This is a genomic window from Sphaerisporangium fuscum (assembly GCF_018531465.1).
Taxonomy (GTDB): Bacteria; Actinomycetota; Actinomycetes; order Streptosporangiales; family Streptosporangiaceae; genus Sphaerisporangium; species Sphaerisporangium fuscum.
This window is the reverse complement of the sequence record NZ_JAHDTF010000035.1, coordinates 20,620-45,403: the sequence shown is the minus strand read 5'-3', so window position 1 is coordinate 45,403 and position 24,784 is coordinate 20,620. Positions and strand designations below refer to the sequence as shown.

The window sequence follows — 24,784 nt, the reverse complement described above, 5'->3', positions numbered from 1 at the left end:
CATCGGGTGCCGCCCCTGACCCACCCCTGAGACGATCTCGGGGTGAGTCAGGGTAGGGGGCAGTGCCTATGGCGCGCGGTGCGAGGGCGCGGTGACCTCCGCGTACCGGGCGCGCACCTGGGGCGCCGGGTCCGCCTCGAAGACCTCCGTCTCGCCGGCCCGCCACGCCGGGGGCTCGGGAGTGCCGGCGAGCAGCCACGCCGCCTGGCGGGCCGCCCCGTCGGCGACGTACTCGCCGGGCCGGGGGACGAGGACCGGACGCCCGAACACCGACGGCGCGATCGCCCGTACCGCCGCCGACCTCGCGCCTCCGCCGATCAGCAGCACCCGCCGGGGCTCCAGCCCGAGGGCGTCGAGCCCGTCGGCGAGGCCGCACAGCATGCCCTCCACGGCGGCCCGGGCGAGGTGCGCCGGGGTCGAGTTGGACAGCCGCAGACCGTGCACCGACCCCGTGGCGTCGGGACGGTTGGGGGTGCGCTCCCCCTCCAGGTACGGCACGAGTACGAGGCCGTCGGCTCCCGGAGGGGCCTTCAGCGCCAGCTCGTCCAGCTCCTGCGGCGTCACCCGCAGCATCGCCGCCGCCGCGTCGAGCACGCGGGCCGCGTTGAGCGTGCACACCAGGGGGAGGAACCGCCCGGTCGCGTCGGCGAAGCCCGCCACCGTCCCCGAGGGGTCGGCGCTGGGCGCGTCGGCGCAGGCGAAGACCGTGCCGGAGGTGCCGATGGAGACCACCACGTCACCGGGGAGCATCCCGGCCCCGAGGGCCGCCGCCATGTTGTCCCCGGTGCCCGGCGCGAGCCGCAGCCCGCCGGACTCCCCCGCCTGCCCGGTGGGCCCGAGCACGCGGGGCACCACCGGGGTACGGCCCAGGGCGAGGCCGAGCAGGTCGAGGCGGTAGTCGCCCGTCGCGGGCGACCAGTACCCCGTGCCGGAGGCGTCGCCCCGGTCGGTGGTGAGGGCGTCGAGCCCGGGGGATCCGGCCAGGCGCCAGGTGAGCCAGTCGTGCGGGAGGCAGACCGCCGCCGTGCGGGCGGCGTTCCCGGGCTCGTGCTCGGCCAGCCAGCGCAGCTTGGTGACGGTGAAGGACGCCACCGGCACGCTGCCGACCGCCTCCGCCCAGGCCTTCGGCCCGCCGGCCTCGGCGACCAGGTCGGCCGCCGCGCGGGCCGAACGGGTGTCGTTCCACAGCAGCGCCTCCCGGACGACCTCGCCCTGGTCGTCCAGGCAGACCATGCCGTGCTGCTGCGCGGCCACCGACACGGCCGCCACGTCGGACAGGCCGCCGGCCGCGTCGACGGCCTGCTGCAGGGCGGTCCACCAGTGCTCGGGGTGGACCTCGGTGCCCGGCGGGTGCGGGGCCCGGCCCTCGCGGACCAGGGCCCCCGTCTCCGCGTCGCGGACGACGACCTTGCAACTCTGCGTCGAGGAGTCGACTCCCGCGACGAGTGTCATCCGCGCACTCCGAGAAGGTGCTCGAGCGCGAGCTGGTTGAGCCGGGTGAAGTGGAAGCCGCGCTCGGCCGCCTTGTCGAGGTCGAAGTCGTCCTTGGCGAGGTCCTCGTAGGTCTCGCCGGGGGCGAGGGTGGGCTCGGCGAGCTCGGTGACCCGCGAGTTGCGCAGCGCCTCCTGGACCTCCGGGTCGGCCCGGAACGCGGCCGACTTGGCCTTCAGGATGAGGTAGGTGCGCATGTTGGCGGCGGCGGAGTCCCAGACGTCGGCGGCGTCCTCGGTGCGCAGCGGCTTGTAGTCGAAGTGGCGCGGCCCCTCGTAGCCGCCGTTCTCCAGCAGGTCGACCAGGAAGAACGCGCTCTTCAGGTCGCCGTGCCCGAAGACCAGGTCCTGGTCGTACTTCGGGCCGTGCTGGCCGTTGAGGTCGATGTGGAAAAGCTTGCCGTGCCACAGGGCCTGGGCGATGCCGTGCACGAAGTTCAGCCCGGCCATCTGCTCGTGGCCGACCTCGGGGTTGAGCCCGACCATCTCGGGGTGCTCCAGCTCGTTGATCAGCGCGAGCGCGTGGCCGATCGTCGGGAGCAGGATGTCGCCGCGCGGCTCGTTGGGCTTGGGCTCCAGGGCGAACCTGATGCCGTACCCCTTGTCGAGCACGTACTGGCACAGCAGGTCCAGGCCCTCCTTGTAACGGTCGAGAGCGGCCCTGACGTCCTTGGCGGCGTCGGACTCGGCGCCTTCGCGCCCGCCCCAGCAGACATACGTCGTGGCGCCCAGCTCAGCCGCGAGGTCGAGGTTGCGCATGACCTTGCGGAGGGCGTACCGGCGGACGTCGCGGTCGTTGCTGGTGAACGCGCCGTCCTTGAAGACCGGGTGGGTGAACAGGTTCGTGGTCGCCATGGGAACCTCGAGGCCGGTGTCGCCGAGGGCCTTCTTGAAGTTCGCGATGGCCTTGTCGCGGTCGGACTCGGTGGCGAGGAGGTCGTCGTCATGGAATGTCACGCCGTAGGCGCCCAGCTCGGCGAGGCGGTGCACCGACTCCACGGGGTCGAGGGCCGCGCGGCTGGCGTCGCCGAAGGGGTCGCGCGCCTGCCAGCCGACCGTCCACAGGCCGAACGTGAACTTGTCTTCCTTCTTGGGTGCGTACGCGTCCACCGCTGCCCTCTCCCCAATTAGTCTATGTTGTGGACTAAATATCGGACGCCACTCGCCGCAGGTCAAGAGGGACGCGTCGGCGAGTTCACCGAGAGAGGTTCCGCCAGGTGATCGAAACCGGAGAGACGCCCTGATGGCGCAGGCCGTCCGGCACGACGCCATGCGCGCCGGCAACCTCGCGGTGGTCCTCGGCGAACTCGACCGCCGCGGCCCGCTGACGCGCGCCGCGCTCGCCGAGAACACCGGCCTGACCAAGACCACGGTCTCCAAGCTGGTCGCCGACCTGATCGACGCGGGCATGGCGGTGGAGTCCGGCGCGGTGCGGGACGGCGAGCGCGGCCGCCCCGGCGTCGCCGTCCACCTCAGCGGGCACCGCGTCGCCGCGCTCGGCCTGGAGATCAACGTCGACTACCTGGCGGCCCGCGTCGTCGACCTCACCCGGACGGTGCGCCTGGTTCGTACACAGCCTGTGGACAACCGCTCGTCCTCGCCGGATGAGGTGATCGGACGGCTGCGGGAACTCGCCGACGGCATGCTCGGCGAGGCCGCCGGGCTCGGGCTGTCGGTCGCGGGTGCGGCGCTGGCCCTGCCGGGCCCCGTCGACCGCTCCACCGGCACCGTCCACAGCGCCCCCAACCTCGGCTGGCGCCAGGTCGCCGTCGCCGACATGCTCGACCTGCCCCTCCCCGTGGTCGTGGACAACGAGGCGAACCTCGCCGCCCTGGGCGAGCTGTGGTTCGGGTCGGGGACGTCGCTCGGCGACTTCCTCCACGTGTCCGGGGAGATCGGCATCGGCGCGGGGCTGGTGGTCGGCGGGGAACTGTTCCGCGGCGCCCACGGTTTCGCGGGCGAGCTCGGGCACGTCGTCGTCTCCCCTGACGGACCGGAGTGCCGGTGCGGCGGCAGGGGGTGCCTGGAGCGGTACGCCGGGCAGGACGCCCTGCTGCCCCCGGGCGCGGAGATCGGCGATCTGCTGGTCCGGCTCTCGTCCGGCGACCGTCCGGCGAAGGAGGCCTGTGAGCGGGCCGGGGCGGCGCTCGGGATCGCCCTCACCACGGCGGTCAACCTGCTCGACCCGGACACCATCGTGCTCGGCGGCATCTTCGCTCCGCTGTTCCCCTGGGTGTCCGGGCCGGCCGAGGAGGCACTGCGCGCCAGGCTGGGCCACATGCGCGCCCACGTCCCCGCTGTGGTCGTCTCCCGCGTGGGCGCCGACGCCGCCACCCTGGGCGCGGCCGGCCAGGTCGTCCAACGCGTCATAGCCGACCCGATGTCCTTCCTCCCCACCCCCCAACGCTGACCCCATCCCTCATGCCGGCCCCCCGCACCCCGGCCGCCCCTCCCCGCTGACGTGCCGCTCTCCACTCGGGCGCCGCGCCCTCTCTCCGCCGCCCTGCCCCTCTCCACCCCGCACCGCCTCCTCCGCGCTGACGTGCCGCTCTCCACTCGGCGCCGCGCCCTCTCTCCGCCGCCCTGCCCCTCTCCACCCCGCACCGCCTCCTCCGCGCTGACGTGCCGCTCTCCACTCGGCGCCGGGTCGGCGGGACGATGGGCGGTGAAGCCGGCGCCGTCGTGCGTCGGCCAACCCGGCCGAGAACATTGGTTGAACTCTCAATATTTCTGGCGTATGTTATTTGAGAGTTCAAGTTACTGGAGGCGTCCATGCCTGTTCACCGTCTCAACCACGCCGTCCTCTACGTGCGCGACGTGGAGCGCAGCGTCGCGTTCTACCGGGAGGCGCTCGGCTTCCGCCAGGTCATGGGGTTCCCGGGCGCGGCCTTCCTCCAGGCCCCCGGCTCGAAGAACGACCACGACCTCGGCCTGTTCGAGATCGGCGCGCAGGCGGGGCCCTCCCAGGCCGGGCGCGCCACCGTCGGCCTGTACCACCTCGCGTGGGAGGTCGAGACGCTGGACGACCTCGACGAGATCGCGAAGAAGCTGGGCGAGATCGGCTCGCTCGTCGGCGCCTCCGACCACTCCACCACCAAGGCGCTCTACGCCAAGGATCCCGACGGCATCGAGTTCGAGGTCTCCTGGCTGGTCCCGGCCGACCTCCTCACCGAGGAGACCCTGGCCGGCCGTTCGAGCATCAAGCCGCTCGACATCGCCCGCGAGAAGCAGCGGTACGGCGCGCGCACGCGGGGTGGCGTCGGCGTCTCCGTCGCCGTCTGAGCCGCCGGCGGAGCGAGACGGGCAAGCGCCGCTCAGACGACGTCGGCGTCCTGTACGGCCTGATCGATGGTGTCGCGGCACTCCAGGTGCCGGTCCAGGCCGCTCATGCGCATCCGCCGGCGAAGGTTGTCGGGCACGGCGACCAGGACGAACCGTCCGTTGGCCGCGGTCACCTGGTTGTAGGCGTAGATCAGCGCCCCCAGGCCGGCGGAGTCGCAGAAGGTGAGCCCGGCGAGGTCGACGATGACGCGCGGTCCTCCGCCGGGGGAGATCCATGCCTGATCGAGGTGGGCGTAGAAGGCCGGGACGTCGTGGAAGTCCAGTTCACCCGCTACACGGAGCACTATGTGTTCATCATGGCGTTCAACACGGATTTCCAGATCACGACCGTGCTGCGACGCTGGCATGGGATTGAGCCCCTTCTCGCCTCAAGTCCTTTCGCTTGTATGAAAGCAGGCTATGTCCCTGCCATCCCCGGAGGCATCCCGGCCTTCATCCGCTGTACTCCCTCACGGCCTCCTCGCCCAGCCGCAGCTCCCTCTTCAGGGTGAGCGCGTGGTGCAGGTAGTCACGGGCGAGATCGGCACGGCCCGCCGCACGATGCAGCTCGCCGAGCATCTGCGTGGTGCTCGCCTCCCCGCTGCGGTCGCCGAGCCGCTGGAAGATCGTCCGTGAGCGTTCGAGCTGGGCCGAGGCGTGCAGCGGCTCGCCGCGCACGGCCCGGCGCCTGCCGAGGTTCTGCATGGCGTACGCCGCGCAGTGGCAGTCGCCGAGGCTCTCGAAGATGTCCAGCGCCTGGTCCTGGTAGTGCATGGCCCGGTCGAAGTCGGCGGCCAGGTCGTGCAGACGTCCGAGGTGGTTGAAGACGCAGCCCTCCCTGTGCCGGTCGCCGAGGGCGCGCGCCAGCCGCAGGGCCTGGTCGAGCCAGGTGGACGCGGCCGCCAGGTCGCCCGCGTCCAGGCACACCTTGCCGATGGCCTGCCGCGCGTAGGCCTCGCCCGCGCGGTCCTCCAGCCGGATGAACATGCCGAGGGCCTGCTGGAACCGTGCGAGCGCCCTGCGCCGCCGGCCGCGCGCCTGGTCGACGGCGCCGGTCCCGCAAATCGCGATCGCCTGGCCCCTGCGGTCACCGAGCTCGCGGAACAGCGTGTGCGACCGCTCGAACATCTCGGCCGCCTCGGCGTAGGCGTCCTGGTAGAGGTAGACCTGCGCGAGGCCGCGCAACAGCGCCGCCTCTCCCCGCAGGTCCCCCTGCGCACGCGCGGCCGACAGCGCCGTCTCATGGGTGCCGCGCCAGGCGTCGTAGTGGCCGCGCAGGTCGAAGTACGGCACGAGGGTGGCGGCGAGGTTCCACGCCGCGTCCGCCATCCCGGCCTCGGCGGCCAGGCGCACCATGACGACCAGGGCCTCGCGTTCGGTGTCGAACCACGACAGCGGGTTGCCCCGCACCTGCCCGAGGGTCGCCTCCGCCGGCTCCCACAGGGTGGCCGTCGACGAGGGGAGGCCGAAGACCGTGGTGGGCAGCCGGGAGGTGGCCTGCTCGGCGATGGCGAGCCACGCCCCCACCACCCGGCGCAGCGCGTGCCCTTCGGGATCGGCGTGCGCCTTCTCCCTGGCGTCGCAGCGGATCAGATCGGGCAGCCGGTAGCGCGGCTGGCCGAAGGGGTCGCTGCCGACCAGTTGCAGGAGGTTGGCGTCCACCAGGTCGTCGACCACGTCGTCCGAGCGGTGCCGGTCGAGGGCGGCGTCGACCACCCACGCCGGGAGCGGCTGCGGGCCGAGCAGGCCGAGCACGCGGAACGCGCGGGCGGCGTCCTGCGGAAGCAACCGGTAGCTGCGGTCGACGCTGGCCCTGACCTCCAGGTCGCCGGCGCGCAGCTCGCTCAGCCTGCGGGCCTCGTCCTCCAGCCGCTGCTCCAGCATGCTGAGCGGCCAGCCGGGCCGTCCCACCAGGCGCGCCCCGGCGATGCGGATCGCGAGCGGCAGGTACCCGCAGGAGCGGACGATCGCCGCCGCGGCGTCCTTCTCGCGGTTCAGCCGCTCGGCGCCGACGATCCTGCGCAGCAGGTCCTCGGCCTCGGCCGGTTGGAGGACGTCCAGCTCCACCGGGATCGTCCCCGGCAGCTCGGTGATCCGGCGCCTGCTGGTCACCAGGACCGAGCATCCGGTGCCCGGCAGCAGCGGGCGTACCTGTGCGCTGCTCGCGGCGTCGTCCAGCAGGACCAGCACCTTGCGGCCCGCCAGCAGCGAGCGGTAGAGCGCCGAGCGCTCGTGGACGCCGTCGGGGATCGCCGTCTCCGCCACGCCCAGCGCCCGCAGCGCCTCGGCGAGCAGTTCCTCGGGGTGGGGCGGGGAGAGGGTGGTGCCGGCGAGGTCGAGGTAGAGCTGCCCGTCGGGGTAGCGGGGGCGTACGACGTGCGCGCAGTGCACCGCGAGCGCCGACTTGCCGACACCCGGCGGGCCGGCCACGACGGTGATCGACGGCGGCCGGTCGTCGCGGTCGGGGGCCAGCCTCCGGACGAGCGCGGCCACGTGCTCGCACCTGCCGGTGAAGTCGGGCACGTCCGGCGGGAGCTGCTGCGGCGTGGGACGTTCGCCGGTGGCGGCCTGCGGGAGGGGGCGTTCGCCGGTGGGCTGCGCCACCGCGGTCGCGGGCGGCTCGGCGGCGAGGACGGCGGCGTGCGCCCGTCGCAGCTCGGCGCCGGGCTCGATGCCCAGCTCCTCCACCAGGCGGTCGCGGATCGTGCCGTAGGCGCGCAGCGCCTCGGCCTGGCGCCCGCTCCAGTGCAGGGCGAGGATGAGCTGCTGCCACAGGCTCTCACGGAACGGGTGCTCCACGGTCAGGCCGCGGAGCTCGGTGATGGCGCTGGTGTACTGCCCGAGTTCCACCCGCATGGCGAGCAGTTCCTCGGCCGCGGTGAGCCGTGCCTCGGCCAGGGGTTCGACCCGGCCGTCCCAGAAGGGGCTGCCGGGCAGGTCCTCCAGGGGCGCGCCGCGCCACAGGGAGAGCGCGCGGCAGAGCAGGTCGACCGCGTCGGCGGTACGGCCGCCGGCGCGCGCCCGCCGCGCCTCGGCCAGCCGTTCCTCGAAGCTGAACAGGTCGAGATCCTCCGGGCCCACCTCGATCATGTAGCCGGACTGCTGGGCGCGGATGGCTGTGGGGGCGCCGGCCTCGGCGAGGCCGGCGCGCAGGGAGCTGACGTAGGTGCGCAGGTTCTCGACGGCGGACCGGGGGCGTCGTCCGGGCCATAAGACTTCGACGAGAACGCTCGTGCCGACCACGCGGTTGGCGTGGAGCAGCAAGGTGGCCAACAGCATTCGTGGTTTCGTGCCACCGAGGCGCGTGGGCCGCCCGTCGACGCGGACGTCCAGCGGACCGAGCACGTTGTAGATGGGCCGATCGTCCATCATGCCCGCCTTTGCTCCTTTTAGAGACTTTTCACCGGTTTGTCGATGGGACTCCTGAGGCCTGGTCTTCCTGTTGTATCCGTTTTGGACCTTTCTTATATGGCTAATCCGGACCCTGAACGCCAATACGGAGCCTTCGGACACGCGTTCCGGAGTCTCCGGGAACCCCCCGCGACCGGTCGGACAGACCCGGCGTGCGACGCCGCGGCCAACCGGAGCTACGGAAAGGATCCGCATGAAGCTCAAAGGGTTTTTCACCACGGGTGTGGCGTTGCTGCTGAGCCTCGCGGGCGGCGTCGCCCTCGCTCCGAGCGCGAGCGCCGCCGGGCCGCGCCCGAACTTCCAGCTCCCCTTCCCGTGCAACCAGACCTGGACGGGCAACTCCAACGGCAGCAGCGCCCACCAGTCCTGGGAGATCGACTTCAACCGGGGCAGCACCCCCGACGCCGACCTCGGCGACACCGTGGTCGCCGCCGCGGCCGGCAAGGTGGTCATCTCCGCCAACCAGGGCTCCACCAACGGCTTCGGCAACCTGGTCAAGATCGACCACGGTGGCGGCTGGTCCACCTACTACGCCCACCTGCGGGTGCGCTCGGTCAGCGAGGGCCAGCAGGTGTCACAGGGGCAGAAGATCGGCGAGGTCGGCAACACCAGCAAGCCGGGCAACAACATCTCTCCCCACCTGCACTACGAGGTGCGCACCACCGACACCTCCTACCCGGCCAACATCCAGAAGGCCGTGTTCAACGGGGCGACCTTCGGCTACCCGGTCCAGACCGTGACCTCCCACAACTGCTCGGGCAGCAACAACCCCTACTCGCCCGAGGAGGTCTGCGGCAGCGGCTACAGCGTCATCGACTCCGCCGCGCTCGGATCGGCCGGCAAGGTGTACCTGCTCTACAACAACTCCAACGGGTACAACTGCGTGACGACGATCAAGACCGCCTCGGTCGGCACCGACAGCGCCGTCTCCGCCTACCTGGAGGTCAAGGGCAAGAGCAGGATCACCGACTCGGGGAACTTCTCCTACTACGCGGGCCCGGTACGCGCCTCGGCCGACAACACCTGCGTGAGGTGGGGCGGCAAGGCCGGCTCGTCCACCTACGACAGCCCCTTCGAACACTGCGGCTGACCAGGACCCCTGGGACGTCAAGAGGCCTGGCAAGCCACGGCCACTTCCGGCCTCCGCCGGAGGTGGCCTTCCGGCCGTGCTCCTCGGTGATCGGACCGGTGACGTTCAGGTGAGGGCCGCCACGGCGGCGACGATGTGCTGGGCGGTCGCCTGGACGGGAGCGCCCTGCACGAGGACGGTCGGCGTCGCGGTCACGCCTCGCCGCTCCGCCATCGCCGTCACGAACCCACCAGGTGGAACGGCGTTGCCGGGAAGGCTGTTCTGGCCGGGTGTCAAAGGTCCGACAAAGGTCGGCCCGCCGCAGCGGGGTCGGGGACGGTCACCGGGCGCGTGCCGCCCGCCGGGCGAGGGCGGGGACCGGCAGGGAGCAGGCGAGGAAGACCGCGGCGGCCAGCAGCCAGCCCCAGGCGGCGAACGTCGTGAGCACCAGGCTGAAGAAGGCGGGGGCGAACATCTGCACCGTCGCGGTGGACGCCTCCGACGCCCCCTGGTAGGCGCCGCGGGCGTCCTCCCGCATCAGTTCGACCGACAGTCCCCAGCCGCCGCCGACGTACCCGAGCTCGCCCGCCACGTGGAACAGCGCGGCGACGATCACCACGACCATCGCCACGGCCCCCGACCCTCCCGCCGTGGTGGCGAGCAGGACGCAGGCCACGGCGAGGGAGGCGCCCGCCCAGACGATGGTGCGTGCCGCCGCCGAGGTGGTCGCGGTGAACCGGGTGACGAAGATCTGCAGCGCCGCGATGCCGACGGAGCTGATGACGACGACCACGCCGCTGACCGACAGGGGAAGCCGGGTGGAGTTCGCCACCCACAGCGGCAGGCCGGTCGAGAGCATGGCCCAGCACAGCGAGAGCACCGACGTCGTACCGACGACGGCGAGGTAGGGACGGTCGCGCAGCACGACCGCCCACCGGCCCCGTTCCCGCTCCCCGGCCGGCGTCCCGTGCGCGGAGGGGGCCGGGACCGTGGCGGTCAGGATGGCGAGCGCCCCGAAACTGATCGCGTTCCCGGCGACGGCGAACGCGTAGATCCTGGGGTCGTCGGCCGCGAGCACGAGCGCCCCCATCCCGGCGCCGGCGGCGTATCCGACGTGCTGGGCCACCCGCTGCCGGGCGAGCGCCTTCACCCGCGCGTCCGTCCCGTCGACCAGGCCGGCGACCAGGGCGGTGCGGACGGCGCTCGCCCCGTTGGCGGGGGCGACGAAGACCGTGGTGACCAGGACGAACGCCCACGGGTCCCGGACCAGGGCGTAGCAGCCCATCGCGATCCCGCGGACCACCGTGAGGACGACCAGGATCGTCCGCGCGTCGAACCGGTCGGCCATGGCCCCGAGCGGGATCGCGGCCACCAGCCCGGTGCCGCTCGCCACCGCCATGCCGGCGCCGACCAGGGCCGGCGACAGGTGCAGGATCCGGGTGAAGTACAGGGCCCAGATGGTGAACCACAGCCCGTCGCCCAGGGCCGACACGCCGCGTCCCCACAGCAGGCGGTCGAGCCCAGAGGCCGGTCGTGTGTGCCGGCTCGATGTGACCACCATCGTAACGACCACCCTTCAGCATTTGCTTAAAAGTGACTGTAACGACGGCCTTCCCTTCCTCGCAATCATCATTCACGTTTACCTGAAGCTTGATAGGATGCCCGGCAGGAGCAACCGAGGGAAGAAGGCGCCATGCGAGGGTGGGTCGACTCTCAGCAACCGGTCCTCGCGTCGGTCATCGCCCTCACGCGCGAGCTCGCCGACCCCGTACGCCTGACGGCCCTCCAGCTGCTGTCGGCCGAGGGCCCCCACACCCTCACCCAGCTCGCCGACGCGCTCGGCGTCTCGGCGCCCCGTCTCGGCAACCACCTGGCACGCCTGCGTTCCACCGGGCTCGTCACGGTCGAGCACACCGGCCGCCACGCCGTCTACCGCGTGGCCTCACCCGGGCTCGGCGACGTGCTCACCGCACTCGCCCGGTACGCCCGCGCCGACCTCGCCGTACGACCCGGTCGCCCGCCGAGCCCCGGCGACATCGCGCACACCTGCTACGACCACGCGGCCGGCCTGCTCGGGGTGGCCGTCTTCACCACGCTCGTCGACCGCGGCGCCCTGCGCCCCCCGGACGGCACCGCCGGCACGCTCGCCCTCGGGGACGACCCCAGCGCCTTCGCCGAGCTCGGCGTCGACCTGGCCTCGCTCGACACCGGCCGCCGCAAACCCGCCACCGCGTGCCTCGACCGCGTCCACCGCCTCCCCCACCTCGGCGGCGCGCTGGGCAGATCGGTCCTCGACGCCTTCATCGAGCGAGGGCTGGTGCGGGCGCACGACGGCACCCGCGAGCTGACCGTGACCCCCAAGGGTGCCACCGAGCTCCCGGCCCTGCTCCCGACCTTCAGCCCCGACGCGTGATCAGACCGCGCGGAGTCCGGCCCGCGAGCCCACGGCCCTGGCGGCGGCCTCGACCTCGAGCTCGGAGGCGCGCGTGTGACGCTCCATCTTGTGGACCGCCTCCCCTATCCGGTTGAGGTTGCCGTGGACGTGTGCACAGCTCTGGTGGAGCAGATCGGCGAGTTCGTTCATGACCATGCCGGTGACGCTGCCGCCCCAGGCCGTCCCTCCGGTGCCGCGCACCGCCGCGAGCAGGTCGCTCGTGTGCCGCTGGAACAGGTCGGCGGCGTCCAGCAGCCGGAGCCCCGCCTCGTTCAGCGACGAATGCTGGGACAGATACTCCTGACTCATCTCCGCCTCCACGGTGACACCGGCGTGCGACCGATCTTCATACTATGGGCGACGTGCGCGCGGCGGACGATCTCGCTCGGCTCGCGAACCAAACACCGTCTGCGACACTCTCATGTGACATGAAGACTTTCCCGAAGCACCCCGCGTCCCTCAGCGCACTCCTCCGCACCACCACGGTGGCCGCCGCGGTCACCGCGGCCCTCGTCGGCGGCGCCGTGGCGGCCGACGCCGCCACCGGGATCCCCAAGTTCACGCAGCCGAAGGTGTTCGGCACGACCTTCCAGAGCGACCCGGGGCACGACTTCACCAAGCACATCAGCAGCCGCCACGACGGCATCCTCCGCGGCTGGGTCACCCACTACAAGGGCGGAGTGGCGGAGTACGTGCCGATCAAGTGGGTGAAGGACAAGTCCGGCCACGTCGAGGGATGGTTCGAGGGCCCGAAGGAGGGTGACGCCATGGCGTACGCCTCCCCGATCTCACCCAAGCTCGCCTACTACAGCGCGACCGAGTGCGGTGGCACCGGCATCTCCATGGACCGCCAGGGCCTGGGCAAGAGGCGCTGCTCGAGCAAGCAGACCGCCTCCCTGCTCAAGCGGGGCCACCACGCCGGCCTCATCACCGTCTACAAGGGCAAGATCGTGAAGTTCCAGGAGATCTACACCCCCTGACCGTCAGCCCGGCAGGCCGGTGAGCCGGTCACCGAGATCGCTGCGGCGGTACAGCACCTGCCGGCCGTCCCGCGCCCGGGTGACCAGGCCTGTGGCGTGCAGCACGCGCAGGTGCTGGGACACCGCGCTCGGGGTCACCCTGAGCCGCCGGGCGATCTCGACCGTCGGCAGCGGCTCCCCGAGCAGGCCGAGCAGGCGCGCCCGAGGCGCGCCGAGCAGCGAGGTCAGGGCGGCGGCGTCCGCGGCCGGCGCCTCGGCCCACAGCGTCGCCACCCCACGGCTGGGGTACGCCAGCAGCGGCGGCTCCTCCGGGCTGACCGGAGGAGCGGGCTTGTGGGCGAACACCGACGGCACCAGCAGCAGGCCCCGCCCCGAGGCCTCCGTCCGGTAGCCGCCCATCACCTTGTCGACGTGCAGCACGCCGTCGTGCCACCGCAGGTTCGGGTGCATGTCGGCGAACAGCAGGCGGGCACCCCCGACGGCCAGTCGCCGCGCGCGGTACGTCATGTCGGCCTCCAGCACCAGCCTCATCTGGGGCCACCGCGGCCTGATGGCGAGATCCCAGTACTGCCGCAGGAGTTCGCAGACGCTGTCGCGCAGCTCCGCGACGGAGGTGTCACAGGCCTCCCGGAGCACCTCCGGAAGCGGTCCGGGCGCGTGCGCGGCCAGCAGATCACGCCGGACCAGGTCAGGGGAGGTGGCCCGGACGACGGCGAGCTCCTCCTCGAAGGCCGGGGCGAACCCCGCAGGCCGCGGGGTCAGGAAGTCGGGAAGGGTGAGCTTCTCGGCGACCAGGGACATCAGCAGGCGGGTGTCCAGCGCGGCGAGCTCGCCGAGAACCGACCTGCGCCAGGGCAGGTGCAGGGCGTACAGGCCCGGATCGCGCAGCACCCGCAGGCTGAGCACGGTCTCGTGCAGGGGCGACAGGGCGAAGCGGGTGTCGGCGAGGTCCTCGACGCCGAGCACAAAGCTGATCATTAAGTCTCAGGCTACATCCATTGGCGGCGCGTCTCCGGTGCCGTGGACTTCATGGCATGAGCCGCCGATTCCTCCTGCTCCTGGCCCTCACCTGCGCGGTCGCGGTCGGCAACCTCTACTTCCCGCAGGGGGTCAGCCCGCTGATCGCCACGGGCCTCGGGGTGCCGCCGGACTCGGCCGCCCTGGTGGTGACCGCGACCCAACTCGGCTACGCGGCCGGGATCTTCCTGCTGGTACCGCTGGGCGACCGGCTGCCGTACCGTCCGTTCATCGTCACCCTGCTCGCCCTCACCGGCCTGGGCCTGCTCGCCGCGGGATGCGCGCCCGCCCTGCCGCCCCTCGCCGGCGCCGCGGCCGTGATCGGCCTGACCACGGTGGCCGCGCAGATCGTCGTACCGCTGGCCGCCGGGCTCGTGGCCGACGACCGCCGCGGGACGGTGATGGGGACCCTGCTCAGCGGATCGCTCGGCGGCATCCTCCTGGCCCGCACGTTCGGCGGGGTCCTCGGCGAACGGCTGGGGTGGCGCGCCCCCTACCTCGTGGCCGCGGTGCTGGTCCTGCTGCTCGCGGCGGTGCTGGCGTTCACGCTTCCGGCCACGACCCCGCCGTCGCGGCAGCCGTACCCGGCGCTCGTGGCCGAGTCGCTGCGCCTGCTGCGCGCCGAGCCGGACCTGCGGCGCTCCTGCCTGTACCAGGCGACGGTCTTCGGCGGGTTCTCCGCCGTCTGGACGTGCCTGGCGCTGCTGCTCACCGGGCCGGTGTACGGCCTGGGCGCCCAGGCGTCCGGCATGATCGCCCTGGTCAGCGCCGTGACGATGTTCTGCACCCCGGTCGCCGGACGCCTGGTGGACCGGCGGGGGCCGGACGCGGTGAACCTGGTCTGCATGCTCGGCGTGCTCGCCTCGGCCGCGGTCCTCGCGACGGGCGTTCTGGGCGGCACGGCGGGCCTGGCCGGCCTGACCGCGGGCACCCTGCTGCTGGACGTCGCGATGCAGTCCGGCATGGTCGCCAACCAGGCACGGGTGCTCGCCCTGCGTCCCGAGGCCCGCAGCAGGATCAACACCGCCTACATGACCTGCGCCTTCCTGGGCGGCAGCACCGGTTCCTGGCTCGGGACGCGCGCCTACGCCGAGGCCGGCTGGTACGCCGTGTGCGCGCTCCTGGCGGCCCTCGCCGTGTCGGCCCTGGCCCGCCACCTCGTGGCCCTGCGCCGCCGCTCCACCAGCCCTCTCCCGCGGCCGGGAGCCGCCCCCGGGGACCTGCCCGCCGCGAAGCCCACCCCAGGCTGACATAAGCTGGCGTATCGGATTCCGCAGGGTGTATCGCCTGGTCGGGGGGCCAGTCCATGAGCGTTACGGCGACGGGCTCGACGCGTGAGCGCGGCGGGAACCTTCCTGCCGAGATCACCAGTTTCGTCGGCCGCCGGCAGGAGATCGCCGAGGTCAAGCGCCTGCTGTCGGAGTCCCGGCTGGTGACGCTGACCGGGCCCGGCGGGGTGGGCAAGACCAGGTTGGCGTTGCGCGCGGGCGACCAGCTGCAGCGGTCCTTCCCCGACGGCGTCTGGCTGGTGACGTTGGCCGACCTGACCGATCCCGGGCTGCTCCCCGAGACGGTGGCCGCCGCCCTGGGCGTCAGGAACCGCTCGGCCGACGACCTGATGACCACGCTGACCCAGGTCCTGAAGTCCAGGCACCTGCTGCTGGTGATGGACAACTGTGAGCACATGGTGGACGCCACCGCCCGGTTCATCTGGACCGTCCTGCAGTCGGCGCCCGGCGTGCGGGTGCTGGCGACGAGCCGGCAGTCACTGGGGATCACCGAAGAACAGTCGTGTCCTGTCCCTCCCCTGTCGATACCTGAACAGCCCAAGCCGTCCAACGGATCACCGGGGCAGGTCCCGGCACAGGTGCTGGCCCAGTCGGAGGCGGTGAACCTCTTCACCGAACGCGCGCACGCCGTGCACCCGAGCTTCAGCCTCACCCCCGAGAACGTCCCGGCGGTCGCGCGGATCTGCCGGCGGCTGGACGGCATCCCCCTGGCGCTGGAGCTCGCCGCCATGCGGGTCCGCGCCCTGTCGGCCGAGCAGATCCTGCAGCGGCTGGACGACCGCTTCCGGCTGCTGACCTTGGGCAAGCGCGTGTGCCCGCCGCGCCAGCAGACGCTGAGCGCCTTGATCGACTGGAGTTACGACCTGTGCACCGACGCCGAGCGCATGCTCTGGGAGCGGGCGTCGGTGTTCTCGGGCGGATTCGACCTGGAGGCGGCCGAAAAGGTCTGCGCGGGGGACGGCATCGGGGCCGGCGAGATGCTGGACCTGATAGACGCCCTGGTGGACAAGTCGATCCTGAGCATGGACGAGAGCGGAGGCGGCGTCCGCTACCGGATGCTGGAGACCATCCGCGAATACGCGCGTGACAAGCTCGCCGCCTCGGACCGGCTGACCGCGCTGCGACGGCGTCACCGCGACTACTTCCGCGATCTGACCGAGTCGGCCTGCCGGCAGTGGTTCGGCCCGGACCAGGTGGCCTGGTCCGCGCGGCTGGAGCGCGAGCACGCCAACCTGCAGGCCGCGCTGGAGTTCTGCCTGACCGAACCCGGGGAGGCGCAGTCCGCCCTGACCATCGCCGCGAACCTCTCGGTCTTCTTCGAGTCGGGGTATGTCAGCGAGGGCCGCCGGTGGTTCGACCGGGCTCTGGCCATGGCTCCCGAACCGACACCGGCGCGGGCCGCCGCGCTGCTGGCCAACGCCTCCGCGCTCGAACTGCAGGGTGACATCGCCGCGGCCAAGAAAGTGCTGGCCGAATGCCGCGGCCTGGCGGAGCAGCTGGACGACCGGGCGACGGTGGCGATGGCCGACGCCTGTCTGGGCTGGGCCGTCATGTGCGAGGACGACCCGGCCTCGGCCGTCACGATGCTGGAGAGGTCGCTCGCCGAGAACGTCACCCCCGGCGCCCCGGAGGAGATCGTCACCTCCAAGATCATATTGGCCATGGCCTGCCGGCAGACCGGCGACACCGACCGCGCCGCGGCGCTCTGCGAGGAATGCCTGGAGATCAGCGAGGCTCACGGCGAGCTGTGGTACCGGTCCTGGACGCTGCTCTACTTCAGCTGGGTGGTGTGGCGACAGGGGGATCACCGGCGCGCCGAGGCCTTGGCCAAGGAGTGCCTGCTGATCAATCGTGAGCTCGACGACCGGGTCGACATCGGCTACTGCCTGGAGTCCCTGGCCTGGTCCGCCGTCTCCGACCAGCCCGAACGGGCCGCCCGCCTGTTCGGCGCGGCCCAGGCCACCATGGACGCGCTCGGCGCCCCCCTGTATTCGTTCGTGCGAGGCGACCACCACCGCTGCCTGGCGACCGCCCGGGCGGCGCTCGGCGACAAGAGGTTCGACGCCCTGTTCGCCGCGGGCGCCGCGCTGTCGCTGGAGGAGGCCATCGCCGAGGCGATGGAGGAGAGCGAGGGCGGGCAGGCGCCGGCTCACCGTTCCGGGCACGGCGGGGCGACCCCCCTCACCCGCCGGGAGAGGGAGGTCGCCGCGCTGGTCGCCGAGGGCCTGACCAACAAGGAGATCGCCGAGCGCCTGGTGATCAGCCGCAGGACCGCCGAAGGCCATGTCGAGCACATCATGAACAAGCTCGGCTTCACCTCCCGCACCCAGATAGCCGCCTACGTCAGCCGCCCTCCCGGCCCGGCGTAACGGGCTTCCCGGTTCGGGTCAGGCCTTGACGACGAGGACGTCGGCGTCGTCGGCGAGCCCGCCCGCGGTCACGCTCACCTTGTGCGGCCCGGGCCCGAGATCACGGGCGACCTTGAAGGTCCCGATGGCCTCGCCGTTCTTGACGGTGAGCGTGTGCCTCCTGCCGTCGATGCCCGTCACCTGGACCGTGGCGCCGTCCTTCAGGCCCCCGCACCGGACGGTGACGGTGTAGGTGTCGCCCTGGCGGACCTTCTCCCGGGGGACGGTGACGTCGATCCAGGACGCGCTGGGCTTGCGGCTGAGGGTGTCCTGCTTCTTCTCGGCGACCGGGGTTTTCTCGGTCGCCGGGAGCCGGTGCGCGTCAGCGTCGATCTTGCTGGCGGTCGGGCCGGGAGAGCTGTCGGCGTAGGCGCCGCCGGTGAGGGCGGTTCCGGTGAAGAGGGTGGCGACGAGGATCCCGGCGACGGCGAGCGGCTTGCGGATCTGCATGAGATCAGTCCAATCCAGCACACCTCCGGAGGATCCCGGCGATCCCCCTACCTGGGAGGTGGCCACACCCGGAACTCTGGCGTCGCCACATGAGAGTGCTCTGATAACGAAATGAGCACGGGATGGGATCTCCGTGTGGACTCATTCAGGTCGAGCGGCCGAGGTGGGCCACTCGCAGAAGGCGCGGGTGCGCGTGTCGACGGTGGGCCCGGTCGGTGGGCGAGCGGTCGTGGTCGGGCCTTCAAGTCGCCTTTCAGCCCTCGTAAACGCCCTGCAAGCGGAGATCAAGGGCATCCGCCTATCTCTATGGCGTACGAGACACTCGAAAGGTTGTGAAAAATGTCCCGCAACGCCCTCATCATCGCCGCCGGAGCCGGGCTCGCCCTGCTGATCGCCGGGATCTACGGTATGAGCTCCCTGGCCACCATGGGCTGGGGCGTCCCCGTCTTCATCGTCGGGATGTTCGTGCTGGTGTCCGGCTCGATCATCCTGGTCACCCGCCTGCTGAGCGGCGGCGGCTCCTCGAACGGCGTCCTCGGCCAGATGAAGAACTTCCTCGGCACGAACAACCAGGACCTGATCGGCACCGGCGTCCCGGCCACCGCTCTCATCACCGGCATGCGGGACACCGGCACGTCCGTCAACGACCAGGTGGTCGTCGCCTTCGACATGCAGGTACAGCCCGAGGGCGGGCAGCCGTACCCGGTGAGCCACCGACAGATCCTGCCGCGCCTGCTCATGGGCGGCGTCCTCCCGGGGCGCACGGTACGCGTCTGGTCCGACCCCAGCGACCCCACACGCCTCATCATCGACTGGTCCGCCCTCCCCATGCAGTCCTAGAAAGGTTCGACTGGCGCGTCTCGCACAACGCGGTGGCGACCACCGGGTTCAGGTCGGCGTTGTGCCCGCCGTCGATGCTATACAGGTTCGTCACGACCGTGATCTGCCTGCCGTCGGGAGTCGCCCCGCCACTGGTCCTGAAGCCCAGAGTGTCGCCGCGTCATCGGGGACGAAGGTGGCGTTCAGTCGGAGCGGCCGCAGGATGCGCCTGCGGATCTCCGCGCCGTAGGTGTCGCCGGTGACCTTCTCCACGATCATGGCGGCGATGAGGTAGTTGGTGTTGGAGTAGCTCCACTGCGTGCCGGCCGGGAACTCCACCGGCTGCTTCAGAGCCGGTCCGACCAGGTCCATCGCGTTCCAGCGGTCGTAGCGGTGGGCCAGGACGTCGGTAATCACGGTGTCGCCGTGTTCGTCGTGGATCCGCGCCAGCGCCCCGGGCACGCCGTCCTCGTCGACCAGCCGGTGGAGGGCCTCACGTGACCGTGGATGACCGCTCGTCGCCGCCCCCGGGTCCCGCCAGTAGTGGCAGCGTCAGCACGCCCGCCACCGCCGTGATGATTGTTCGCTTGTACATGACCACAGAGTTCCAGCCGGTCTCCGGCGCGGGCATCATCCTCGGTGGCCAGTGCCGGGTCACGCCCTGGGACGAGACGCCCCTGAGCCGGACCATGGTCTTCTCCCCGTGACACCTGCGGCGCCCATGGCCTCGTACCGGCCATGGGCGCCGACCTGTGCGATCAGCGGCGGGCGCGGCTCAGCCGGACACCCTGGACGGGGCCGCGAGCGGGACCGACCAGGGGAGCCGGTCCGTGGGCCACACCTCGGGCTGCCGCTTCAGGGTGGTCCCGGCCTTGCCGCCCACAGGGCAGCGGAAGCCCGGCGGCGGTACCACCAGCGAGATCAGGTAGTTGTCGATGGGCACCGTGCTGCACTCGTCCTTGCCGTAGATCCGGTGGCCCCAGCCCTCGTAGGTCAGCAGGGCCGCCTTGGGGCCGAGCTGACGGGCCACGGCGGTGGTCCAGGCGTACGGCGTGGAGGGGTCGTGGATCGAGGTGCCGAGCAGCAGCGGAGCGCTACCGGTGTAGCGCGGACGGTGCTGCGGGTTGCTGGTGGGGTGGCCGAGGCAGACGGGCAGGTCCTCGATCGGCATCGGGTTCAGGCGCATGTCGGGAGCCTGGCGGGCGGAACTGCGCAGCAGCGCGGCGTACTCCCGGTAGTTGTGCACCGGCAGGTTGTAGTCCTGGCAGAGGATCGCCGTGGGCAGCTCGGCGACCTCTCCCGTGACCGGCTGCCGGCCCGGCAGCGGAGGCACCTCCTCCGGCAACGGCCCGCCGTCCAGGGCGCGCAGCATCTCGCTCAGCAGTTGCCAGGCCGGGCCTTCGGTACCCAGCACGCCCTGCCAGAGGACCTGCACCTCGGTCATCGGGCGGTCCGGGACTCCCGGGTAGTACAACTTGCCGTCGCGCGCCTTGGCCAGCAGCCTCTCCCACACGGCCCGGACGTCCTGCCCGTGCAGGGCGCAGGCGGCCTCCTGGTCACACCAGGCGACGAACTCGTCGAAGGAGTCCTCGACGCCGGCCGCCTCGGTGTCCAGGAACCTCTTGACGCCGAGACTGTGGTCCATGTTGCTGTCCAGGGCCAGGGCCCGGACCCGCTGCGGGAACAGCTCGGCGTACATCTGCCCGATCAGCGTGCCGTAGGAGACCCCGTAGTAGGTGAGCTTCTCCTCGCCGAGGGCGGCGCGGATGGCGTCCATGTCGCGCGCCACGTTGACCGAGTCGACGTGGTCGTACAGGGGGCCGGTACGCGCCCGGCAGTCCTGGCGCAGCCTCTTGGAGTAGGAGGTCCACTTGTCGAAGTCAGCCTGGCTCTTCATGATCGCGTACGGCATCTGGTTGTAGACCGACGCCGAGCAGATGACCGGGTGGCTGCGGCCCACGCCCCGGGGATCGAAGCCGACGAGGTCGAACCGGCGCTGGATCTCCTCGGTGAAGAAGCCGGGAGCCCCGTAGGCGAACTCGACACCGGACCCGCCCGGACCGCCCGGGTTGATCAACATGGAACCGATCCGGGCCGCCGGGTCGGTGGCCTTGCGGCGGGCGAGAGCGAGGTCGATCTTGGGCCCGTCCGGCCGGGACCAGTCGACGGGGACGGTCAGCGTGCCGCATTCGGCGGCCGGCTCCTCTGCGCAGGGCGCCCAGGTGATACCGCCCTTCGCGACGTCCGCCGTGGTCTCGTCACCGGTGGCCGCACCCGCCGCGGAGACGGGTAACAGCGCCGCCACCGTGACGAAGAGGGCTGCGAACAGGGGGAACTTCCGTCGCACATTACTCCAATCGTCGTCGGCTGGCCTTCCGCACGGCACGCAGCCGACTCTGATCACCCCGTCGACGGCCCCGAAGCTGGCGGCGTGGTAACCGGCCACCAGGGGCAGGCCGCGCGCAAACCATCCAGCCGATCTACAAATTCGCGTTTACCTCCTACCACGAAATATGTGGATCATGTCAGGGAAATAGCCCGGCAACGCCCCTGACTCACGTGTGCGGAAGGTGCGATTCCGGCAAGATCTCTCTCGTGACGTCGTCGCCCGCCGCCCCGTCTGACAGCAGTTGCCCCTCGTGCTCCGCCCCCGTCTCGACGGATCCCCGGTTCTCCACCTGGTGCCCGGCATGCGACTGGAACGTCGACCCCGCGGCCGCAACACCCGCTCCCCCGCGCGGACGCCGGCGGCGGAAGAGGCACGACAGACGCCGCGCAGCGGAGCGGGCGGCCGTCGAGCGACTGTACGCACAGCTCAGCGCCGGGCAGAGCATGACCGACGCACGCGACCGAGCCGGGATCGCCGCCATGCTGCTCGCGGGCGTAGTACACCTGATCTCGGCGGCGATCGCGGTGGGCTCGGTGTGGCTACTGATCGTCGGGCCGCTGGTGCCCCGCATTCTCGGCGTCATCGGCCTGATGGTCACCGTCCTGAACCGTCCCCGCCTGGGACGGTACCGCCAGGACACGTGGTCACTGAGCCGCGCCGAGGCACCCCATCTGTACGGCCTCGCCGACCGGATCGCCGCCGAACTCGCGGTGCGCCCCGTCGACCTGATCAGGGTCACGCCGTACTACGACACCCACTACGGGCGGTTCGGGCTGCGCCGGCGCAGCGTGCTCACCATCGGCCTGGCGCTGTGGGAGGTGCTGAACCCACAGGAGCGGGTCGCGCTGCTGGCGCACGACTTCGGGCACGACCGCAATGGGGACAGCCGCCGGGGCCTGTGGCTCCATTCCGCGTCGGCGACCCTTGCCCACTGGCACTCGATGACGCGCGCCGGCGAGATCATCCCCGTGGGTTCGTACTTCCTCACGATAATCGCGCACGTGATCGCCAGAGTGCTGCTGTTCATCCCGAACAAGCTGACGGAGCTGAGCCTGTTCCTGCTGTACCGCCTCACCCTGCGCAGCGGCCAGCGGGCCGAGTACCTCGCCGACGACCTGGCCGCGCGGGTCGCCTCGTCGGCGGCGACCCGATCGATGCTGGAGGCCCTGGTGCTCGGCCAGAGCGTGGAAATCCTCTTCCAGCGCCAGACGGCCCTGCACCAGAAGGGAGGATTCCGCCCCACGCTTCACCAGGAGAGCGACGTGGACCTGTGGCAGGAACTGCGGGAGCACATCCGCTCGATCCCCGCGACCGAACGCCTCCGGCAGCTGCGGATATCGGCCCTCCGCATGTCCGCGGTGGACACGACCCACCCGCCCACGCACCTGCGGATCCAGATGATGAACGCACGCCGACCACGCGAAGCCGCGATCGTCCTGGACGCCCAGGAAAACGCCGCCATCACCGCCGAACTCGCCCCCCTCCGCACCCAGGCGGCCCAGGCCGTACTCACGGCCGAGTATTGACGGCCAGAATGCGATTGAGGTGCGGCCGACATCATCGGGCCGCGTCGGACTGCACAGAGAGTGAGGCAGGGCGGCCCCTCAAGCGCCAGACGGCTCCAGCGAGCCGGCCGAAGCGAAAGTCTGAAGCGCCACAGCACTGTAAGGAATCTCTGGATGAGCGAAAGCGCGCACAACCACGCTTCTCCTGGCCGACGTCTCCATCCAGCAGCCGCGACCCGTGGCGACAAAAAGCCCCTCACGATGATCGCAAGGGGCCTGTGAGCTGGAGCCGCCTAAGGGAATCGAACCCTTGACCTACGCATTACGAGTCAGAACTTGATCGTCTACCGCCGTATCCCGGCGTCCTATCGCACCTGGTCAGGGCGCCAACTGCGTGATCAACTTCTCGTAGCGTCTACAGCTGTTCAAAGACGCTGTTAGCAGTCGCGTTAGCAAGGCACGCCCTAGTTGATCACGTAGCCGGAGGCACAGCACCCGTTGCTACCAGCGGCGCGACTTCCTAGATTCGTAGGCGTGAAATCACGCATCGTACAAATCCTCCCTCCCCAGCCGCGATCGTGGTACAAGAACCCACACAGTACGGCCGCCCAGGGCGGCTGCAGCCAACACGGCACCCCTCCGTGTCACGACGACATCGTCGCAAGTGTCGTTCTGGCCGACGCCGGCAGCGACAATATCCAGTGGGCGGTTTGCCAGCGCGGCCTTCGAGATCTGAGTGATTCCTGAGGCGCGCGGCATCGAAGGCCCACCTACGGCCACCGAGGTAACTTGCTTGCAGAGAAACGCTGTCCGATATGTCTGATCACTCGAAAGTACTCAAATTCCGCGCTCTCAGCCGATGAAGCTGCAGCTCACGCAGTGTGCTCCCCGCGCACGCGGGGATGGTCCCCCAGCCTTCGGCGATGCGTTCAGCGTTCATGAGTGCTCCCCGACCGCTACCTCGCTCGCAGCCTCCCTGCCAGCCTCCAGGAAAGAGCCGAACCGTACGACAGCCACGGGAGAAGATCACTTACCTCGAGGTTCTACACAGGGAACATGGATCGTCAATTCACGAAAATACTCACGTTCATCCGGATGACCTGCGGCCGCGGTCTGCGTGCTGTTCGGCTTCTACATGGCCGAGACCGCCGCCGCCCCTGAACTGCGGCATCTGGTCTCCAGCCTCGTCCGTGCCGTCTCAGGGCACGGCTGAGTCACCCAATCGGCCTATCCAAGGAGGTGGTCACCACGCGATCGACCCAGATACGTCCGCTCGTCAGCCTTCAGGAGGTACGCACCCGCCACGCCGACGCCATCCGTACCCTCGATGACCAACCCGCCCTACGAGCCCTGCTCCACAGCACCGCAGGACTCCCTCTGGGCGAAGCTGTCGCCGACATTCCTGATCTGTCCGCTGAAGTCGAACCTCTCCGGCACCTGATCGCCGATCTCCGGCTCGACCTCGCCAACCTCGTAGCTGGCTCCCGCGCAACCCTGGCGGCAGAGCAGGACGGCGAGCTGGACCCGCTCTTCTATCTGCGCGACGAGCTGTCCGCCCAGGGTGAGGCCGGCGGTGCCCCTTGATGAAGCACCGTCCCCGATCGCGCCTGGCCGGATCACGCCTCAAGCTCACGCTGAGCGGAGTCGCTGACCTCTTGTTGCACCCCATCGGGAGTGGGAGCTGGCTGATCGTCGGGGGTCATCTGAGGACGTGTGGTGATGGCCTTGAAGAGCTCCGTAAGTTGCGCAAGGACCTTCAGGCCGTGTTCTTGCTGCTCACGGGGCAGCCGAAGCGTTGCGTGATAGATCATCCCGATCCAGACGCTCGCGACGACCAGCGCGAGAGCGGCCACGGACAGGAAAATAGCTAAGGCGACAGGGAGAGCGGGCACGCCGACGGTTCCCCTTCCTGGGATCCGGTCTGTGCCGCGCTACTTCACAGAGCTGTTCGACGAGCCACGTACGCGCTACTGAGTGTTTTCTTGTGTCTCCGACGGTACCGCATCTTCGGGGCGTACGGGCCCATAGACGCCTATGAGGTTCCATGGGATCTCGTCGAGGTCAGATGATGCAGTAGTAATGCCGTGGGCTACACGAGGCGGATGCAGTATTAATGGTTTCGCGCTTCCGGTTGCCAGAGCCTCACCAGTCAGATAGTCCATAGCGAGCGAGTCAATCACATAGGTGGATCGACAACGTCCG

The 24,784-nt window shown here is 70.8% G+C and carries 21 protein-coding genes; 10 read left to right on the top strand and 11 right to left on the bottom strand.

The window, feature by feature from the left end:
• Positions 1-66: 66 nt before the first annotated feature.
• On the bottom strand, positions 67-1,452 hold the full coding sequence (gene xylB, locus KIK05_RS36935; protein WP_214415511.1) for a xylulokinase: 1,386 nt from the start codon (positions 1,450-1,452) through the stop codon (positions 67-69).
• On the bottom strand, positions 1,449-2,600 hold the full coding sequence (gene xylA, locus KIK05_RS36930) for a xylose isomerase (protein WP_214415510.1): 1,152 nt from the start codon (positions 2,598-2,600) through the stop codon (positions 1,449-1,451). The genes xylB and xylA overlap by 4 nt, the downstream gene beginning before the upstream one ends.
• Positions 2,601-2,733: 133 nt before the next feature.
• On the opposite strand from xylA, the gene KIK05_RS36925 reads away from it, so the two are divergent.
• Together KIK05_RS36925 and KIK05_RS36920 are read left to right on the top strand one after the other, a co-directional pair.
• The gene (locus KIK05_RS36925) at positions 2,734-3,900 is read left to right on the top strand and encodes an ROK family transcriptional regulator (protein WP_214415509.1); all 1,167 of its coding nucleotides are present in this window, start codon (positions 2,734-2,736) and stop codon (positions 3,898-3,900) included.
• A gap of 362 nt (positions 3,901-4,262) precedes the next feature.
• A complete protein-coding gene (locus tag KIK05_RS36920) occupies positions 4,263-4,772 on the top strand; it encodes a VOC family protein (protein WP_214415508.1) in 510 nt (169 codons plus the stop codon).
• 32 nt (positions 4,773-4,804) lie between these two features.
• Here the strand turns inward: KIK05_RS36920 and KIK05_RS36915 are convergent, their stop codons facing one another.
• Together KIK05_RS36915 and KIK05_RS36910 are read right to left on the bottom strand one after the other, a co-directional pair.
• Positions 4,805-5,179 (bottom strand): STAS domain-containing protein, encoded by a 375-nt coding sequence (locus KIK05_RS36915; protein ID WP_250564065.1) that lies wholly within the window; start codon positions 5,177-5,179, stop codon positions 4,805-4,807.
• An 85-nt stretch (positions 5,180-5,264) separates the two neighbouring features.
• Positions 5,265-8,183 (bottom strand): AfsR/SARP family transcriptional regulator, encoded by a 2,919-nt coding sequence (locus KIK05_RS36910; protein WP_214415506.1) that lies wholly within the window; start codon positions 8,181-8,183, stop codon positions 5,265-5,267.
• 232 nt (positions 8,184-8,415) lie between these two features.
• On the opposite strand from KIK05_RS36910, the gene KIK05_RS36905 reads away from it, so the two are divergent.
• Positions 8,416-9,312 (top strand): M23 family metallopeptidase, encoded by an 897-nt coding sequence (locus tag KIK05_RS36905; RefSeq protein WP_214415505.1) that lies wholly within the window; start codon positions 8,416-8,418, stop codon positions 9,310-9,312.
• Between the two features lie 319 nt (positions 9,313-9,631).
• Here the strand turns inward: KIK05_RS36905 and KIK05_RS36900 are convergent, their stop codons facing one another.
• On the bottom strand, positions 9,632-10,852 hold the full coding sequence (locus KIK05_RS36900) for an MFS transporter (RefSeq protein ID WP_214415504.1): 1,221 nt from the start codon (positions 10,850-10,852) through the stop codon (positions 9,632-9,634).
• Between the two features lie 132 nt (positions 10,853-10,984).
• Here KIK05_RS36900 and KIK05_RS36895 point away from each other — a divergent pair, with 132 nt between their 5' ends.
• A complete protein-coding gene (locus KIK05_RS36895) occupies positions 10,985-11,704 on the top strand; it encodes an ArsR/SmtB family transcription factor (RefSeq protein WP_214415503.1) in 720 nt (239 codons plus the stop codon).
• Here KIK05_RS36895 and KIK05_RS36890 read toward each other — a convergent pair whose 3' ends face one another.
• Positions 11,705-12,034 carry a hypothetical protein gene (locus KIK05_RS36890; RefSeq protein ID WP_214415502.1) on the bottom strand — a complete coding sequence of 110 codons (330 nt, stop codon included), beginning with the start codon at positions 12,032-12,034 and terminating at the stop codon, positions 11,705-11,707.
• A gap of 119 nt (positions 12,035-12,153) precedes the next feature.
• On the opposite strand from KIK05_RS36890, the gene KIK05_RS36885 reads away from it, so the two are divergent.
• The gene (locus KIK05_RS36885) at positions 12,154-12,705 is read left to right on the top strand and encodes a hypothetical protein (RefSeq protein WP_250564064.1); all 552 of its coding nucleotides are present in this window, start codon (positions 12,154-12,156) and stop codon (positions 12,703-12,705) included.
• 3 nt (positions 12,706-12,708) lie between these two features.
• On the opposite strand, the gene KIK05_RS36880 is transcribed toward KIK05_RS36885, so the two are convergent.
• A complete protein-coding gene (locus tag KIK05_RS36880) occupies positions 12,709-13,683 on the bottom strand; it encodes an ArsR/SmtB family transcription factor (protein ID WP_214415501.1) in 975 nt (324 codons plus the stop codon).
• Between the two features lie 56 nt (positions 13,684-13,739).
• Between KIK05_RS36880 and KIK05_RS36875 the strand changes: the two genes are divergently transcribed.
• Positions 13,740-14,972 carry an MFS transporter gene (locus KIK05_RS36875; RefSeq protein ID WP_214415500.1) on the top strand — a complete coding sequence of 411 codons (1,233 nt, stop codon included), beginning with the start codon at positions 13,740-13,742 and terminating at the stop codon, positions 14,970-14,972.
• A 56-nt stretch (positions 14,973-15,028) separates the two neighbouring features.
• Positions 15,029-17,380 carry an ATP-binding protein gene (locus KIK05_RS36870; RefSeq protein WP_214415499.1) on the top strand — a complete coding sequence of 784 codons (2,352 nt, stop codon included), beginning with the start codon at positions 15,029-15,031 and terminating at the stop codon, positions 17,378-17,380.
• Between the two features lie 18 nt (positions 17,381-17,398).
• On the opposite strand, the gene KIK05_RS36865 is transcribed toward KIK05_RS36870, so the two are convergent.
• Positions 17,399-17,869 carry a hypothetical protein gene (locus KIK05_RS36865; RefSeq protein WP_214415498.1) on the bottom strand — a complete coding sequence of 157 codons (471 nt, stop codon included), beginning with the start codon at positions 17,867-17,869 and terminating at the stop codon, positions 17,399-17,401.
• A 339-nt stretch (positions 17,870-18,208) separates the two neighbouring features.
• Here KIK05_RS36865 and KIK05_RS36860 point away from each other — a divergent pair, with 339 nt between their 5' ends.
• The gene (locus KIK05_RS36860; protein WP_214415497.1) at positions 18,209-18,709 is read left to right on the top strand and encodes a hypothetical protein; all 501 of its coding nucleotides are present in this window, start codon (positions 18,209-18,211) and stop codon (positions 18,707-18,709) included.
• Positions 18,710-18,799: 90 nt separating this feature from the next.
• Here KIK05_RS36860 and KIK05_RS36855 read toward each other — a convergent pair whose 3' ends face one another.
• Positions 18,800-19,150, bottom strand: coding sequence for a serine hydrolase (locus KIK05_RS36855; protein ID WP_308250265.1), 351 nt, complete (start codon positions 19,148-19,150; stop codon positions 18,800-18,802).
• Positions 19,151-19,463: 313 nt separating this feature from the next.
• Positions 19,464-21,035 carry an alpha/beta fold hydrolase gene (locus KIK05_RS36850; protein ID WP_214415496.1) on the bottom strand — a complete coding sequence of 524 codons (1,572 nt, stop codon included), beginning with the start codon at positions 21,033-21,035 and terminating at the stop codon, positions 19,464-19,466.
• A 485-nt stretch (positions 21,036-21,520) separates the two neighbouring features.
• Between KIK05_RS36850 and KIK05_RS36845 the strand changes: the two genes are divergently transcribed.
• Both KIK05_RS36845 and KIK05_RS36840 read left to right on the top strand, forming a co-directional pair.
• Positions 21,521-22,603: a M48 family metallopeptidase gene (locus KIK05_RS36845; RefSeq protein ID WP_214415495.1), complete on the top strand. Its 1,083-nt coding sequence runs from the start codon at positions 21,521-21,523 to the stop codon at positions 22,601-22,603.
• Positions 22,604-23,821: 1,218 nt separating this feature from the next.
• On the top strand, positions 23,822-24,166 hold the full coding sequence (locus KIK05_RS36840; RefSeq protein WP_214415494.1) for a hypothetical protein: 345 nt from the start codon (positions 23,822-23,824) through the stop codon (positions 24,164-24,166).
• Positions 24,167-24,198: 32 nt separating this feature from the next.
• On the opposite strand, the gene KIK05_RS36835 is transcribed toward KIK05_RS36840, so the two are convergent.
• Complete coding sequence (locus KIK05_RS36835) at positions 24,199-24,435, bottom strand: hypothetical protein (protein WP_214415493.1); 237 nt, start codon at positions 24,433-24,435, stop codon at positions 24,199-24,201.
• Positions 24,436-24,784: the final 349 nt, after the last annotated feature.